General features: G+C 41.1%; 16 protein-coding genes. 15 read left to right on the forward strand and 1 reads right to left on the reverse strand.

Annotation, left to right across the window (positions count from 1 at the left end):
* Positions 1-211 precede the first annotated feature (211 nt).
* Positions 212-919 (reverse strand): CAP domain-containing protein, encoded by a 708-nt coding sequence (locus G3352_RS11955; RefSeq protein WP_163756684.1) that lies wholly within the window; start codon positions 917-919, stop codon positions 212-214.
* Positions 920-1,568: 649 nt separating this feature from the next.
* On the opposite strand from G3352_RS11955, the gene G3352_RS11960 reads away from it, so the two are divergent.
* The 15 genes from G3352_RS11960 to G3352_RS12030 all read left to right on the forward strand — a co-directional run bounded on the left by G3352_RS11960 (position 1,569) and on the right by G3352_RS12030 (position 16,596).
* On the forward strand, positions 1,569-2,123 hold the full coding sequence (locus tag G3352_RS11960) for a GNAT family N-acetyltransferase (RefSeq protein WP_163756686.1): 555 nt from the start codon (positions 1,569-1,571) through the stop codon (positions 2,121-2,123).
* A 123-nt stretch (positions 2,124-2,246) separates the two neighbouring features.
* Complete coding sequence (locus G3352_RS11965) at positions 2,247-2,630, forward strand: nuclear transport factor 2 family protein (RefSeq protein ID WP_163756688.1); 384 nt, start codon at positions 2,247-2,249, stop codon at positions 2,628-2,630.
* Positions 2,631-2,820: 190 nt separating this feature from the next.
* Positions 2,821-3,588: a nucleotidyltransferase domain-containing protein gene (locus G3352_RS11970; protein WP_163756691.1), complete on the forward strand. Its 768-nt coding sequence runs from the start codon at positions 2,821-2,823 to the stop codon at positions 3,586-3,588.
* 187 nt (positions 3,589-3,775) lie between these two features.
* Positions 3,776-4,495, forward strand: coding sequence for a ferritin-like domain-containing protein (locus G3352_RS11975; RefSeq protein WP_163756693.1), 720 nt, complete (start codon positions 3,776-3,778; stop codon positions 4,493-4,495).
* A gap of 57 nt (positions 4,496-4,552) precedes the next feature.
* Complete coding sequence (locus G3352_RS11980) at positions 4,553-5,062, forward strand: tetratricopeptide repeat protein (protein WP_163756695.1); 510 nt, start codon at positions 4,553-4,555, stop codon at positions 5,060-5,062.
* A 318-nt stretch (positions 5,063-5,380) separates the two neighbouring features.
* The gene (locus G3352_RS11985) at positions 5,381-5,728 is read left to right on the forward strand and encodes a VOC family protein (protein ID WP_163756696.1); all 348 of its coding nucleotides are present in this window, start codon (positions 5,381-5,383) and stop codon (positions 5,726-5,728) included.
* 226 nt (positions 5,729-5,954) lie between these two features.
* The gene (locus G3352_RS11990; RefSeq protein WP_163756699.1) at positions 5,955-6,635 is read left to right on the forward strand and encodes a helix-turn-helix transcriptional regulator; all 681 of its coding nucleotides are present in this window, start codon (positions 5,955-5,957) and stop codon (positions 6,633-6,635) included.
* 36 nt (positions 6,636-6,671) lie between these two features.
* Positions 6,672-7,841, forward strand: coding sequence for a MalY/PatB family protein (locus tag G3352_RS11995; RefSeq protein ID WP_163756700.1), 1,170 nt, complete (start codon positions 6,672-6,674; stop codon positions 7,839-7,841).
* Between the two features lie 39 nt (positions 7,842-7,880).
* The gene (gene nhaC, locus G3352_RS12000) at positions 7,881-9,368 is read left to right on the forward strand and encodes a Na+/H+ antiporter NhaC (RefSeq protein ID WP_163756703.1); all 1,488 of its coding nucleotides are present in this window, start codon (positions 7,881-7,883) and stop codon (positions 9,366-9,368) included.
* Between the two features lie 80 nt (positions 9,369-9,448).
* Entirely contained in the window at positions 9,449-9,832 is a 384-nt protein-coding gene (locus G3352_RS12005) for a RidA family protein (protein WP_163756705.1), read from the forward strand.
* A 268-nt stretch (positions 9,833-10,100) separates the two neighbouring features.
* Positions 10,101-11,153 (forward strand): LacI family DNA-binding transcriptional regulator, encoded by a 1,053-nt coding sequence (locus G3352_RS12010; protein WP_163756707.1) that lies wholly within the window; start codon positions 10,101-10,103, stop codon positions 11,151-11,153.
* Between the two features lie 596 nt (positions 11,154-11,749).
* On the forward strand, positions 11,750-12,712 hold the full coding sequence (locus G3352_RS12015) for an ABC transporter permease (protein WP_163756709.1): 963 nt from the start codon (positions 11,750-11,752) through the stop codon (positions 12,710-12,712).
* 15 nt (positions 12,713-12,727) lie between these two features.
* The gene (locus tag G3352_RS12020; protein WP_163756711.1) at positions 12,728-13,612 is read left to right on the forward strand and encodes a carbohydrate ABC transporter permease; all 885 of its coding nucleotides are present in this window, start codon (positions 12,728-12,730) and stop codon (positions 13,610-13,612) included.
* A gap of 41 nt (positions 13,613-13,653) precedes the next feature.
* Positions 13,654-15,279, forward strand: a complete 1,626-nt coding sequence (locus G3352_RS12025) for a type 2 periplasmic-binding domain-containing protein (protein WP_163756713.1) — start codon at positions 13,654-13,656, stop codon at positions 15,277-15,279.
* A 45-nt stretch (positions 15,280-15,324) separates the two neighbouring features.
* Positions 15,325-16,596 carry a Gfo/Idh/MocA family protein gene (locus G3352_RS12030; RefSeq protein ID WP_163756715.1) on the forward strand — a complete coding sequence of 424 codons (1,272 nt, stop codon included), beginning with the start codon at positions 15,325-15,327 and terminating at the stop codon, positions 16,594-16,596.
* The last annotated feature ends 49 nt before the right edge of the window (positions 16,597-16,645 follow it).

A 16,645-nucleotide genomic window follows, 5' to 3' on the forward strand; every position in this document is an offset into this window, starting at 1 on the left:
TCACAGAGGAACTGTCGCACTTGGTTTGACAATCTATCACATAAAAACGGTGGGTGAAATTAATGCAAATAAGATAAAGATGGATAAAATTTACAATTCAATCCGGTTCGAGGAAACAAAACAACTGGTGGCGTATGCAGGATCTGTAAGTATCAAAAACCCGACATAAATTGCGGGTTTTTGATACTTTATTGTTGGGAGATGAAAGGCGCTACCCAGTAAATTCCTGAACCCATGTGTTGTTATAAAAAGCAATACCGATATGAGTATAACTATTATTCAGTATATTTGCTTTGTGGCCAGGGCTATTCATCCACTCCTTCATAACCTGAGTAGGGGTGGTTTGCCCTTTTGCGATGTTTTCTCCAGCGGTATTATATGTGATCCCGAATTCATTCATCATATCGAAGGGGGATCCATGTGTTGGCGAATTATGATCAAAGTAACTGTTGTTGTACATGTCCTGTGCCTTGACCATAGCCACATTTGACAATTCTTCATTCCTACTCAAGGAACTTAATCCTGTTTTGGCCCTTTCTTGATTGACTAGATCCAGAACCTGCTGCTCAAAATCGGTTTTATCCGTAGTATTTTTTTTACCTTCCTGTACTTGTCCTGTTGGCTCCTTATTTTCAGGATTTCCTGCAGGTGCCTGGTTTACTGGATTTCCATCCGGTGTTCGAACCAGATCCAACAAATCCAATGGAATTCCATTTTGTGCGTTTTTTGTTGTAATAGGTCTCTCTTGCCAAGATGTAGCTGTTGATGATGCCTGTGTGAGGACAGAGTTTGGTGCAGCAGCATGATCATGAATTGAAATTTGTTTTTGCTCAGGAGTCACTTGTTTTTGCATCATATTGTTATGGGACGAACAGCCTGCCACCAATAATAATATTGTTAAAACGAAAAACTTTGCCATTTGCCAACCTCCTAGATCCGTTAGTTAATGAAGTTCCCGGATTTATGTTTTCCTGTATGCCATTTACTTATTCCTAATATGGTTCTCTCCTTATCCAGTACTTTTTTATGATCGATACCATTTAGATCGCCTTGTCTTTTTTTGTGTCTCGAGGAAAGCAAAGCGTGTTGCGAATGGTTATGGATAAAGAAGGCCATATGGGTCATAAATGCATCACGGGATGAATGTTATCTATTTCAATGGGATTCCTGATGATTGGAGTATTTCGATGGATAATTGGGAGAATCTATTCAAACTAATAGACAATTTTATAGAATATAAACCATATGCTGCATCATATAAAACAAACTGAAAGCAAACATTTGATAATTCGATGAAGTCAGCAACTGCGTTTAACACACTATTCAAGCTGTAGGGCTATCGCCCCTTGATTGAAATGTGTATAATTATGGAAGAAATATCAGTCGACAAACGCCCCAGCCTAAGATAAGAGCTATCTAAGGCCGGGGCGTTTCGTGAATACAAGAAAGTTATGAGAAATCACCGTAAATAAATTACAAGATAGGAACTGTATAATGCTACTCATTATATACAGTTATGGCTAAGTGCTTGAAATATTCGTTTTAACTAATCTTATGAGGTGGTTATTATGCAAATAAGAAAAGCAACGATTAATGATGCAGAAGGCATTGCAAAAGTTCATGTGGATAGTTGGAGAACAACTTACAAAGGTATTATTCCAGATGAATTCTTATATAATCTATCATATAAAAAAAGAACTGAATTATGGATTGAAAATATTGAAAGAGAAGATAATTTTGTAGTTATAGCAGAAAACCCAGAAGGAGAAATTATTGGATTTGCAGATTCTTGGAAGAGAGAAACAAATATAATAGCCAATTCTAGTGATTTAACATCTATATACATACTTAAGGAATATCACGGAAGAGGTTTAGGGAAAGAATTACTTAAACAACTATTTCTACAATTTAAATTCTTAGGCTATCAAAAGATATTTGTTGAAGTTCTAGAAGATAATAATACACGATATTTCTATGAACATTATGGAGCTAAATTATGTAAATCAATTCAAATAATAATCGGAGGAAAAGTTCTAAATGAATTAATTTATGAATGGGATAACATTGATGAGGTTTTAGCGAAATTCAGTAGAACGGAAGCGGACTCAGGCGACAACCTCTGAGAGGCTAGGTCCTGACGGACCCAGTCGCTACGTTCCTTTGAGCCTCTCGGATTCGTGAATACAGCAACGTTATCTAAAATCAGGACAAATATGTAATATCAAAATCTAGGAGTGTGATTCGACTTGGAGAACTCAAATTTAAAAGATCTTATTGAAAAATACCTGAGCGCATATAACACGTTTAACATTGATGGAATGATAGGAGTTTTGAATGAAAATATTCATTTTCGAAACATTTCTAAAGGTGAAGTGAATTCGGAAACAAAGGGGATTCAGGAATTTCGCACATTAGCAGAGCAGTCAATTAAGGTATTTTCTCAAAGGCGTCAAGTAATAAAGAACATTATTTTCGCAGGAGATAAAGCAGAGGTTGACATTGATTATGAGGGAATATTGTCCAGTGATCTCCCTAATGGAATGAAGGCAGGAGAAACATTAAAACTTCAAGGGAAATCAATATTTCAAATGAAAGATAAGAAGTTAATACTGATTGAAGATCATAGTTGAAACATTATTGAAAGTTATTCATAGATTACCCTGAAATCAGATAACAATATATTCACGCATCGAGCATACGCCCTCGGTCCTGCAGTAGTATTTCAGGTAAGCAGAGGCTGCCGGACACACTTGGCATTCGCCAAGCGTCATGAATACACAACGTTAGTCGAAAGAAGTTTTTAGTTTAGGAGGAGTCTATATGATATTAGAAAAAGTTATAAATAGAATTGTAATACAAAGTGAATATAAGGATTTTGTTGATAAGTATATAAATAATATACTTACTGAATTTGAAGGTAAGATTCATAGCATTTATATGTGTGGCTCGGTTCCAAAAGGAACGGCTACACCTTTTAAGTCAGATGCAGACTTTACTATTGTATGTGCAAATCCTGAAGATATTGATTACGAAAGATTGTCAAATATTAAAGACAGGCTTTTGAAAGAATATCCAATAGTAACTAAGATTGATACGATAATTTGCTCGATTGACGATGTATTAAGTAAACCGAATGAATGGGGTTTTTGGGTTAAGATCATTTGTGTTTGCCTATATGGTGATGACATTGGTGAAAAAGTACCCCCGATCATGATTTCTCCAGAGTTCATTCTAGACTTAAATACAGAGACCAAGGAGGAAGTAGATCGTGTACGTCGTTCACTTTCTACTGCTAGTGATCACACGATGAAAACTAGATATATTAAAGGGTATTCTAAGAGATTAATTCGTGCATTATACTCTTTGGTTTTAGTAGATACAGGTGTATGGCAAGATGACATTATTGAGATGAAGAATGCCATATTAAACTATTGCGAGATTGACTCCGCTTTAGTTGAGTATCTGTATGCTTGTTACTTGGATAGTAATGTACTTGTTGGAGAGTTTCTGGGAATTGCAGATGAAGTATATAGCTATTTTGAGAACGCCTTAAATGCAATGGCTGCATCCAGAACTTCCTTCGACTAACAAAATATTGACGATCCGGGTCACTCTGAGAAGCGAATGACCAGATTCAGCCCCTAAGCCCGTCGGGACCCACTGCATTAGGTGTTCGGCAAGCCTCACAACTATAAGCAGCGACTCTAAGGGGCCAGGACGTCGTCAATACAAAACGGTTATCTGACATAAACCTATTACATTTTAGGAGCAAATAATGAATATCACTTTCTCGAAATGGGTGCAATATTATCGAAGAAATAATCAAAACCTCAAATATATTCATTGGGATGACAACTATAAATTAACAACTAATGAAAGAGAAATAATCATTAAGTCAATTCAACAGTTTCAATTAGGAGAAAACTCTGAAGGTAAATATCTAATTAAACGTGCGCAAGAATATGTACATCAGACACAAGATCAGGATTACTATGAAGCACTTATAGAATTCATTAAAGAAGAACAGAGGCACGCTAGAGATCTAGGCAGATTTATGAAGGTACAGGGAATCCCAATCCTTCGTAGACATTGGGTGGACAATGTATTTAGAAGATTACGTCGATATGCGAGTCTAGAACAATCAGTCATTGTTCTATTAACTGCTGAGATCATTGCTAAGTTGTACTATAAAGCCTTGCAAAAATCTACAAAGTCAGAAGTATTAATAGATTTATGTAATCAGATTTTAAGTGATGAGGAGAAACATGTTCAGTTTCAATCCGAAACACTTCAACAATTTGCTCAAAATAGAAACGTTCTCTTTAACAGAATAGTTTATATCCTTAGTAGAATCCTTTTTGAAGGAACGCTAATTATAGTGTGGTATCAACATAAGCCTGTATTTAAAGCTGGGGGATATAAACTCAAAAGTTATTACTATGAATGCCGTCATGAGTTTAACTTAACAAAGAAGATTATAGCTAATTCACAGTAGAGGTTTACGTCAGATAACATTATTTCCAAGATTTCAAAAAGAGAGGTAAATGTAAAAATGAAAAGAGAACTTTTGGATAAGGCCATACAACTTCGCGAAGAAGGCCGAGCTAAGCAGGATCAAGCGATACTTGCTGAAGCGCGTACAGTTTTTTTAGATTTGCTTTTCACTTACCCGGACGATGCGGAGATCAACTTTCAGACGGCTGTTGCTCATGACAATTCGGGACTAGGAAAAGATGCCATTCCATTTTATGTTCGAGCTATTGAACAAGGACTATCTGGACCGGATCTTGAAAGAGCCTTGCTTGGTCTAGGAAGCACATATCGATATTTAGGATTTTATCAGGAAGCAGAGGAAACATTACGTCGAGGTGTAAAAGAGTTCCCTGATCATAGAGGCCTTCAAGTGTTTCTGGCGATCTCTCTTTATAATACGGGAAAATACAAAGAGTCGACGGAACTTCTTTTATCTAATTTGCTAGAAACAACTTCAGATGAAAAACTTCAGTATTTTAGCAGACCGATCCAATACTATGCACAACATCTTGATGAAACCTGGGGATGATCATGCTAATCCGGTAGATTCATAAGTTTACAGATCTAAGTTACACGAAGGCAAGTAATAAATTTTTAAATTCAATTGAAGGTAAAGATCATAAGGAAATACAGTTAGTCATGGCAAAGATTACTGGGAATTTTAAGCGGGGAAATGAGAAAGATAACAAATCTGAGCAGTAAAATGCAGCTGATGCATGAAGGTCTGACATCACTTAATGCTATAACGCGTTGAGGGCGCCCTGTTGGGAGATTAAGGTTCTAGGATTCGTGATATATCTAATCTAATGGATATTTAAAATTTGATGATAGACAGGAGCTGGAAACGATGATAAAAGGATTCGGAGGGATTTTTTGGAGAACTAAGAATCTTGAAGTGATAAAAAAATGGTACAGTGATGTGCTGAAGATTGAAATAGGAAATTGGAATGGGACTGTGATCAAACCCGAACCAGGTAATGAGACTATCTTTTCTTTCTTTCCGGAGAATGACAGTTATTTTCCGACAGAACAACAAGTGATGTTAAATTTCCAAGTGCATGATCTAAACGAGACTATTCAACATCTTGAACATATTGGGGTGCCTCTTGTTAAGAAAAAAGAGATTAGTGAATTTGGAAAGTTTGTCTGGATTGAAGATCCTGAAGGTCGACTGATTGAGCTTTGGGAAAAATAACGCGTTGTAATTCAGTTGTGTTATCGACTCAATGTTCGAGAAAATGAGTGAGAAGCTTGCACAGGTCACAGGAGTGATCGTGCAGGCTTTTTTTATTTAAATGAGGATCATCCACAAAAAAAAGTTGAAAGCGTTTTATAAGTATGATACTATTTTATCAAGATAATAATTTATTATTTGTACAATAAAAATACATTGTTGAATGAAGAGAAGGGAGTTCAAATTGATGGGGAGTGAGAATCGGCAGTATCTTGAGAGGTTTTTTCCGATCGCTTCATTTATTGCGGCAATTATAGGACCTAAATGTGAAGTCGTCGTACATGATATCAGTGATCCGGAGCACTCTATTGTTTTTATTGAGAACGGTTATATTAGCGGACGTGAAGTAGGCGATGCATCCACTGACCTTGTTTTGAAAATCCTCAAATCGGAAGCGTATCATGAGGAACAGTATATAGCCAACTACAAAGCGTCAGGTAAATTCGGTCAAAGTTTCCGATCGTCTACCTACTATATAAAGAATGATCAGAATAAGCTGGTTGGTCTGCTCTGCCTGAATATAGACGTTACTCATATGGAAGTAGCTGCTGAATGGGTTCAACATATTTTACAAGGAGGACCTAACCCGTATGTAATGCCTGCTGCTGCTGAAAAGTCGAAGGAAGAAAAGCAAACAACGGAGTACCTGCAGGGAAATGCAGATGATCTGCTGCAACATATGATAACTTCGGTTATTGGCAAATTAAAAATTCCGCCGGAACGTTTGTCATCGCAGGAGAAGATTGAAGTTGTCCGCGAATTAAACGAGCTTGGAGTTTTCTTACTGAAAGGCGGCGTTTCACAGGTAGCAGCTTCTTTATCAATATCTGAACCTACGGTATATCGCTATTTACAAAAGCTGAAATAAACAGAAATCTAGATGGAAAACAAGAAGGTGAGACACATGAGCTATAACTTTGATCAAGTGATTAGCAGAATAGGCACTAATAGCGCGAAGTGGGACGGGGTAGTGGACAGCTTGGGGGATGATATGATCGTCCTCTCTGTTGCGGATATGGATATTCAAGCGCCTCCTCAAGTCGTAAATAAGGTGAGCGAGATGGCACGGCATGGAATCTACGGATATACCGATGCGTTCCCTCCGTATTATAAGGTCGTACAACATTGGCTTGATAAAGCTTACAGATGGGATGTACCGCAAGAATGGATTGTGTTCTGCCCGCGTATTGTACAGGCCGTATCGATTATAATCGAGAGATTCACAGAACCTGGTGACCGAATTTTGATGCATACTCCTGCATATCAACCTATCGCTAATGCTGTTGAAATTAATCATAGAAAATTAGTGGAAAGCCGGCTGCTGCTTAGAGATGGACGATATGAAATCGACTTTGATGATATGGAGCGCCAAATGAGTGCAGGGGTCAAGATTGTTCTGTTAATCTCCCCACATAATCCGACCGGGCGTGTATGGACAAAGGCGGAATTGGAACGTATAGCCGAGCTATGCATTCGTTATGATGCACTGCTCGTATCGGATGACATTCATGCCGATTTTATTCACGAAGGACATGAGCATACGATTATCGCGAAATTATCAGAGCAGATTGCGGAGCGTTCCATTATTTGCACTTCACCAGGTAAAACCTTTAACTTAGCAAGTCTTGAAATCGCTAATATTGTGATCCCAAATATGCAGTTAAGAGAGCGTTTCCAACTTGGGTTACGACAGGCTGGTATTCATAATCCTACTTTTTTTGCCATCCCTGCTTTGGATGTGGCTTATACAGAGTGTGATGATTGGCTTAACGAGCTTCGATCTTATATTACGGACAATATTTCATTTACGGAAGATTTTTTTGCTGAGCATATGCCTGAACTGAAAATCGTGAGAGCAGAAGGAACCTACCTTCTATGGGTAGATTGTACGGCCCTTAGCAGGAATGAAAGCGATTTAATGGAATGGATTCAACAAAAGAGCCGGGTTAGCGTCAGTTTTGGTTCATCCTTTGGCGTGGATGGCGAAGGATTTATTCGCCTGAATCTCGGTGCTCCCAGGGCACTATTGCAAGAGGCTTTTGAGCGAATGGCCAGCAATTACCCTTTAAAGTAGCGGATAACTTCTTACATCATCGATAGGGGGAACCTTACAATGGCTATGCCAAATAAGGAAAAAACGGTTAAGCAACCTACTCTGTTTTTAGCTTTATTGCCGATTGTTACTATGATTCTGCTGTTATGTATAGGATATGTTCTATTCGAATTGCCACCTGAGCCGCTAATCATTATATCCACAGTGGTTGCCGGAATCATCGCCATCAAGCTGGGTTACAACTATGATGACATTATGGGTTCCATCGCGCAAAAAATCGCAAAGACCATGCCGGCTATCTTGATCCTGATTACTGTCGGATTTATGATTGGCGCTTGGATGATCGGTGGTACGATACCCATGATGATCTATTACGGACTTAATATTATTAATCCGCAATTTTTGCTGATTACGGCATTCATTGTCACTTCCATTGTCTCCTTATGTACAGGAACCTCTTGGGGATCAGCAGGTACGATCGGGGTAGCATTTATGGGGGTAGGAGCTGGCCTTGATGCGAATCTGGCTGCTGTTGCAGGTGCAGTCGTAGCAGGGGCCTATTTTGGAGACAAACTTTCCCCTTTATCGGATACAACAAACTTGGCAGCGCTGTCAACAGGAGTTAACTTGTATGAACATATAGGTCATTTGCTGTATACCACGGTCCCATCATTTATCGTAGCAGGAGCGGTCTTCTTGATCACTGGTTTTAATAGCGGTGGCTCGGATATGGCTATTCCTGAGAAGGTTGTTACGATTATGGATACTTTAAGTACAGTGTTCAACTGGAATTTACTATTACTGCTTCCGGTACTGATTGTATTGTATGGATCCATTCGCAAAAAGCCTACCATACCGGTTATGTTAATCTCCTCTTTTGTAGCGATGGCGAACGGTATGATCTTTCAAGGGTTTACACTGCATGATGTAATTACTTCCGTCATTAACGGCTTCGATGTAGCTATGGTTCACATTCAAGGCTTCGATGCAGCTGCTGTGATTCCGGATATTCCTCGCCTTCTGAATCGCGGTGGGATGAACTCCATGATGGGAACATTGTTGATTTGTTTCTGTGCTATTACGTTCGCCGGTACCATTTCGTTGACCAAATCTTTGGAATTGATTGTAGGTAAGATCCTTAAATTTGTACATTCGACAGGATCGCTAATTTTGGCAACAATTGCTACCGGTCTGACGATGATCGGGGTAACGAGTAATGGGCAGGTATCGATCCTGATGCCTGGTGAAATGCTGCGAGAGGCTTACATTCGCCGCGGACTGCATCCGAAGAACCTGGGTCGAACCATTGAGGACTCCGCTACCATTATTGAACCGATCTTGCCGTGGACCGCGGCAGGGGCTTATATGGCTGGTACGCTTGGCGTCGCAACTCTGTCATATTTGCCTTGGGCAGTCCTCTGCTGGACAGGTATTATCTTTGCGATCATATGGGGTTTTACAGGCTTTGGAATCACCAAGCTGACTCCAGAGCAGCAGCAGGAAATGCTCAAGGAATATGATGATGCAAAAGCAGCTAAATCATTATAAGAGAGGGGATCACATCCCTCGCTTGTGAAACAGAAAAAAAACAAAGCGTATTAATGCGTGGATAAAGGGAGAGAATTTCTATGACAAAACAAGAGAGAAAAACAATCGCAACTTCAAACGCTCCAGGTGCTATCGGTCCTTACTCACAGGCTGTACAATTTGGGAATATGATGATTACTTCCGGGCAGCTTGGAATGAATGCTGCAGGAGAGTTTCCGGATTCTGTATCGGAGCAGGCGAAGCAATCGCTAACTAATGTGAAGGCAATTTTGGAAGCGGCAGATTATGCCATGGAGCATGTAGTGAAAACGACGGTATTTCTAAAAGACATGAACGATTTCCAAACTGTTAATGAAGTATATGCCACTTTCTTTGCGGAGCCTTATCCGGCACGCAGCGCCGTTGAGGTTGCAAAGCTGCCGAAGGACGGACTTGTGGAGATTGAAGTGATCGCGGTAAAATAACTAGTATTCGATGAGCCTCCGGGAAACCGGGGGCTTTTTTATCGTACAGATTGTCAAACCAATTGCGACAGTTAAAAACTTGATCAGACTTTCAGATTCCGAAAATAGTAAAAGCTTATGAGGAGCGGCAAAAATCACATGTTGATAGTATAACAGGACTCGTATCGCAGCTTGTTTAATTGACGCCAAAATATTACAATATTATGATATGATCATTGCTAAACATGAATTTTGGCTCCAAATGAATAGAGCAAGGGGAGGTGCTGTAATGCCAAAATTAAAAGATATCGCAGAACGTGTAGGCGTATCCATATCAACGGTTTCGCGTGCGATCAGCAATGATACCAACCGACCGGTCAATGAAGGGACAAAGCGAAAAATTAGGGAAGCTGCTCTTGAGTTGGGATACAATTTGGATGAATCCTCCAAATCCATTGGCAAAGAGATTACCTCAGCCAAACGGATAGCCTGTATCGTGCCACAGATTTTGATGGATGATCATCCGTACTTTTCACAGGTACTGACAGGTTTTCACGTTAAAATGACGGAACTGGGGCTGCCTCCAGCAATTGTCCGCACTTGCGAAGAACTTAGTGACACCGAACGGATAAAGATGATGCTTCAGGAAACGGGTACTCAAGGTATAGTCGCAATCAGCTGGTACGATGAAAAATTGTTTGAGCTGCTTGAGCAAGAGAATATCACTGTACTGGGTGTGAGTCTCAATGACGAAAGGCTTACTGTACCAGTCGTTGACTGTGACCGAATATTTTCTGCCCGCACAGCAGTCCGTCATTTGATCGAGCAGGGCCATACCCGGATTGGGTTTATCGGTGGCCCCGCATATTCGGAACAAATAGAGAGCGAAGAAAGGTACGTCGGTTATAAATTTGCCATGCTGGAAGCAAACCTGAGTCTGAATGAACATTGGATTATCAACACCAACTGGAATGTGAATCTCAGCTACAGCAGACTGACGGATCTCCTGACCGAGACGCCCAAGTCTGATTGGCCGACGGCAATCTTTTGTGCAAGTGATATGCTCGCTATTCCTGCGATGCGGGCAGTTGTTGAACAAAATGGCCGTATTCCTCAAGATATCGCATTCGTGGGCATGGATAATATTTCTATGGCGCAGTATACAACACCACCTCTGACGTCCGTGCAAGTTCCAAAATATGAAATTGGTAAAGTGGCAGCACAATTAATTAACGATTATGTGGAAGGACGTTATTCATCTCTTCATAAAGTTTTGTTGCCCAGCACCCTTATTGTGAGGGAATCATCTGTTTATGATCGTTCAAATCGTACAAATGACTAGATAGTTGTGTGATATTATATTACATATAAATCCAGATAACTTTAATATACAACCTACGAGGAATGCATCCGCGTGGGTTTTTCTTGTTTTTTTAGCCAAAAACGATCCAAATAAAACCAAAAAAATGTTTGACAACTGTCTGCGGGCTATATTATGATGTATGAAATTAAGCGTTTGGCTTTATTTTCTATGTTTTTGGATTTAGCCAGCAGCTAAGATTATATCTTGAACCAAATTATTGATTGCGCTTTCATCCCCTTTAAATCAATGTTTATATAAAATACACAAGAATCCTCTAAAACTCTTATAACCTATTATCCAAACTGATACCTACCAATTTACATATAATATAATCCAAACTATTACCAAAATAACGCCAAATATATATCCAAATAATCCTCTTTGTATTAGATAACGAAATCATCTATTAACGCTATTCACTCACTTTGTGTAACAACTTCTAACATATAAGTACTTTAAATCAAATCTTAGAAATCAAAAAAGAAAGGTGGGAACTGCTTCGAGCAGCGTAAGCGCTGGTACACAAAGACATTTAGCCAGGCAGAATTGTAGTGACAATTCCAGGGGGGATGTTCATGGCCAATACAACTGTACAACCTGCAATGAATGCAGTACATGAAAAGAAGAGAAGAAGACGTCAAAAGTGGAACCCCATTTTACGAAATTGGCAGCTTTATTTGTTAATCTCGCCAGTTGTTGCTTATTACCTTGTCTTTCAGTACTTGCCGATGTATGGCATTCAAATCGCATTTAAGGATTTCATTGCAACGAAGGGAATCTGGGGAAGTCCCTGGATCGGTGTTGAACATTTTGAACGTTTTTTTCACAGTTATTTCTTCTGGAGATTAATTAAAAATACGCTTGGACTTGGGTTGTACAGCTTGGCGGTAGGTTTTCCAGTCCCTATCATTTTGGCGCTTCTGATGAATGAGGTAAGGGCGGAAAAGTTTAAAAAATTTGTTCAGACCATAACCTATGCGCCGCACTTTCTATCAACCGTCGTGGTTGTAGGCATGATGATGATGTTTTTATCGCCGCGATACGGAATCATTAATCATTTCATTGGTATGTTTGGCGGTAATCCCATTAATTTCTTGTCTGAGCCATCCTGGTTCAAGACCTTATTTGTGATGTCGGATGTATGGCAGACCATGGGCTGGAGCTCGATTATTTATTTGGCGGCATTAGCCGGCGTGGACTCTCAGCTTCATGAAGCAGCGCGTGTGGATGGGGCAACCCGGTTGCAGCGGATATGGCATATTAATATACCAAGTATTATGCCGACAATTATCATTTTGTTCATTTTAAATATCGGAAGCATCATGGGTATTGGTTTCGAGAAAGTCCTGCTGATGCAGAACACACTGAATTTAGAAACCTCGGACATTATCTCTACCTACGTTTACCGGAGCGGGATACAAGATGCTGAATACAGCTTCTCGGCGGCGATTGGTCTGTTTAACTCCATAATCAATTTCATCTTACTAGTCACCGTTAACCAGATCTCAAAACGTATGAGTGAAACGAGCCTATGGTAAGGGAGTTGCTGACGCATGCTTGTTGAATCTAGAGGAGATCGTATTTTCAATGTGATTAACCATTTTTTGTTAATTATTATTACGCTCATTGTTATCTACCCGCTTGTTTTTGTGTTAAGTGCTTCCTTCAGCGATCCGCAGGCCGTCCTGCGTGGTGAAATGTTCCTATGGCCCAAGGGGATCAATCTCCATTCTTACGAGAAGATTTTTCAGAACAAAGATATCCTCAGAGGTTATACCAATACATTGATCTATACGTCAGTGGGGACGCTGATTAATCTCGTCATGACGATTCTGGCGGCATATCCGCTATCTCGGAAGGATTTTATAGGCCGCAATGCCATCATGGCCCTGTTTGTTTTCACGATGTTCTTCAGTGGCGGACTAATTCCAACCTATATGCTAATCAAAAACCTTGGCATGTTAAACACATTTTGGGTCATGATCATTCCGAATGCCGTTTCAATCTGGAACATCATTATTATGCGGACATTCTTCCAGCAATCGATTCCAAATGAGTTGCATGAGGCGGCGACGATTGATGGCTGCTCCAATATTCAAACGTTAACCCGGATTATCCTGCCTTTATCCATGCCCATTATCGCGGTGACGATTCTGTTCTATGCTGTTGGGCACTGGAACGCCTTTTTTAACGCAATGTTGTATCTGTCAGACAAGGACAAGTTTCCACTTCAACTCATTTTGCGGGAAATTCTGATTCAAGGGCAGACGAACGATATGGTCAAAATGTCAACCGAGTCTGCGATTAAGCAGCAAAGGGAAGTGGAGGGCATCAAATATGCTGTACTCGTCGTTGCCAATATCCCGGTGCTCCTGCTTTATCCTTTCCTGCAAAGATATTTTGTTAAAGGCGTAATGATTGGTGCCATTAAGGGATGATTCCTTGTATGGATAACGATGGGACAAAGGGAGGAATAAGAATGACGCTCAAAAAGTGGGGGAGTATCGCTCTAGTTTGTATGATGTCCGTTTCGATGCTGGCCGGGTGCAATTCTACGGATACTGATCCGGGAAGTAGCAAGGATAAAGGAGCTGCCAATGGCAAAGTCAATGCGAGCGGATTTCCGATCGTAAATGATACCATTACAGTGAGCGGATTTGCCGGAAAGTTTTTTGCCAATGCGGACTGGAATGATCTCAGACTCTGGAAAGAGTATGAGAAGATGTCCAATGTTCATATCCAGTGGGATACGGTGCAGAAGGATAATTTGAAGGAAAAACGCAATCTCCTGCTGGCAGGCGGCGCTTACCCGGAGCTGTTCTACGCCTCGACGTTTTCCAGATCGGATCTGCTGAAATATGGCAAGCAGGGCGCATTCATTCCTCTAAATGATCTGATCGACCAATATGCGCCTAACTTTAAGGCTCTAATGAAGAAGTATCCGGTTATTGGCAAAGGGATTACGATGCCGGATGGTAACATATATGGGCTGCCAACCTTGTATGATCCGGAATTCAAGTCGGTTCTGTACGGAACACCTTGGGTGAAGCAAGAGTGGCTTGATAAATTAGGTATGCAGGAACCGCAGACGTTAGATGACTTCTATACTATGTTGAAAGCATTTAAAGAAAAGGACCCGAACGGCAACGGGCAAAAGGACGAGATTGCCTGGGGCGGTGTGGGAACGGCTGGTGTGGTGAACTACCTAAGAGGTTCATTTGGATTGAATAATCATGGAACCTCCAACATTAACATTGATACAGATCCTCAGACAGATAAAGTACGCTTTATTCCAACCGATCCCCAATACAAGGAGCTGCTGCAGTTCGTGAATAAGCTATACAAGGACGGATTGCTCGAGCAGGACATTGTATCTGTTAAGAGTACCGAAGTGGATGCCAAAGGTATGGAAGGCTTGATCGGAGTTGTGGATAATGTCGATCCGGTTGCAATATACAATCAGCAAGGTTATGTTGGCATGCCCGTACTGAAGGGTCCTCATGGCGATCAGACATACAACGCCTATGGTTCTCCACTCGGTAATATCGGGATGTTTGTACTGACAGATAAAGCCCAAAATCCAGAGGCCATGATCCGCTGGATGGATTATTTCTACAGCGATGAGGGCATCAAGACGTTCTTCATGGGCTGGAAAGATGAGACGTATAAAGAAGACGCAGACGGTAACGTAGACTATGTCGACAATATCAAAAACAACCCGGATGGCCTTAATCTGGACCAGGCGGTAGGTCAATACCTGATCTGGCCGGGTGGATACTACCCTGGTTTTGTGAAGCAGAAATACTTCAAGGGTGCTGAAGGTCTGCCAACTTCGGTTGATAATGCGAAAAAAGCAGAGTCTCACATCTTACCACAAGATCAAATTTGGCCTCCATTTAATTTCACGCAGGAAGAACAACGGGATCTGACCACTTTCCAGACGGATATTGAAACGTATGTAGATGAAATGCGTGACAAATTCATTACTGGAAATGAATCCTTTGACAATTGGGATCAGTATGTGGCAGCCCTCCAAAAGATGGGCGTAGAACGATATGTAGCCATCTATCAATCAGCAGCAGACCGTTATACCCAAGCGGAATAAAAGGTACATCCGTAGATTTCAGATCATATAAAGGAGTGAACAAATATGAGTCAACTGAAAGCAGTCCTGATTGGAGCAGGTGCGAGGGGAGCGGGTGGCTATGCACCCTATGCACTTGATTATCCGCACGAGCTTATCTTCATTGCAGTTGCCGAAGCTGATCCAGTGAGGAGAGCAAGATTTGCAGAGAAGCACGGGATTCCGCCGGAACACTGTTATGAGTCTTGGGAGCCCTTGTTGGCTGAACCTAAGCTGGCTGATATTGCGGTTATTTGTACACAGGACAGAATGCATTATGGCCCAACCATGCAGGCTTTAGATAAGAAGTATCATGTCATGCTGGAGAAGCCGATGTCACCTGATCCAAAGGAATGTCTTGAGATGGAACAAGCGGCCAGAGATAATGACCGGCTGCTGACGATCTGCCATGTGCTACGGTACACACCGTTCTGGAATACAATCAAGAAGGTGATACAAGAAGGGCGTATAGGAGAAATTGTCTCCATTCAGTTGAATGAGAATGTGGGTTACTGGCATATTGCCCACAGCTTCGTGCGGGGAAATTGGAACAATTCCAACACATCCAGCCCGATGATCCTGTCCAAGTCATGCCATGATATGGACGTATTATCCTGGCTCGTGGATCAGCCTTGCCTCAAGGTCAGTTCGTTCGGATCTCTTAAACATTTTCATGAAGGCAATGCACCGGAAGGTTCCGCTGACCGATGCTTGGATTGTGCTGTAGAACCAACCTGCGCGTATTCTGCACCAAGATTTTATTTGAGTGACCAATTCAGGGGTTGGGCAGGACATTTTACACAGGAGCTGACTAAGCCGAATATCATAGAGGGCTTGCGTGATACCGATTACGGCCGGTGTGTATACCGGAGTGACAATAATGTGGTAGATCATCAGGTTGTGAATATGGAATTTGAAGGAGGAGCTACGGCCATGTTCAGTATGTGCGGCTTTACATTTGAGCAGGAACGTAGAATCCAGATCATGGGGACGAAAGGAGAACTTCGTGGTGAGGAAGATCAAATTACCGTGTACGACTTTTTGACACACCAAAAAACAGAAATCACAATCCCTTCTCAAACCAGTGGCCATGGTGGGGGAGATAGCGGCATTGTGAGGAATTTTCTGAATGAGGTGCGTCACTATAACGGCCAGGAAAGCCTGACATCGGCTGCAGCTTCCGTCCGGAGCCATCTGATCGCATTCGCAGCTGAAAAGTCGCGGCTGAACGGGGGCGAGTCTATCGATCTGAATGAATATGCCCGTCAGCTTATGGTGAAGGAAGAGCTATCTAAATAATCAGCAGTGTATCGATAAGCTGCCTCTCAAGGTATGAATATATTTTGAG

This window comes from Paenibacillus sp. ALJ109b, assembly GCF_010747435.1.
GTDB lineage: Bacteria > Bacillota > Bacilli > Paenibacillales > Paenibacillaceae > Paenibacillus > Paenibacillus taichungensis.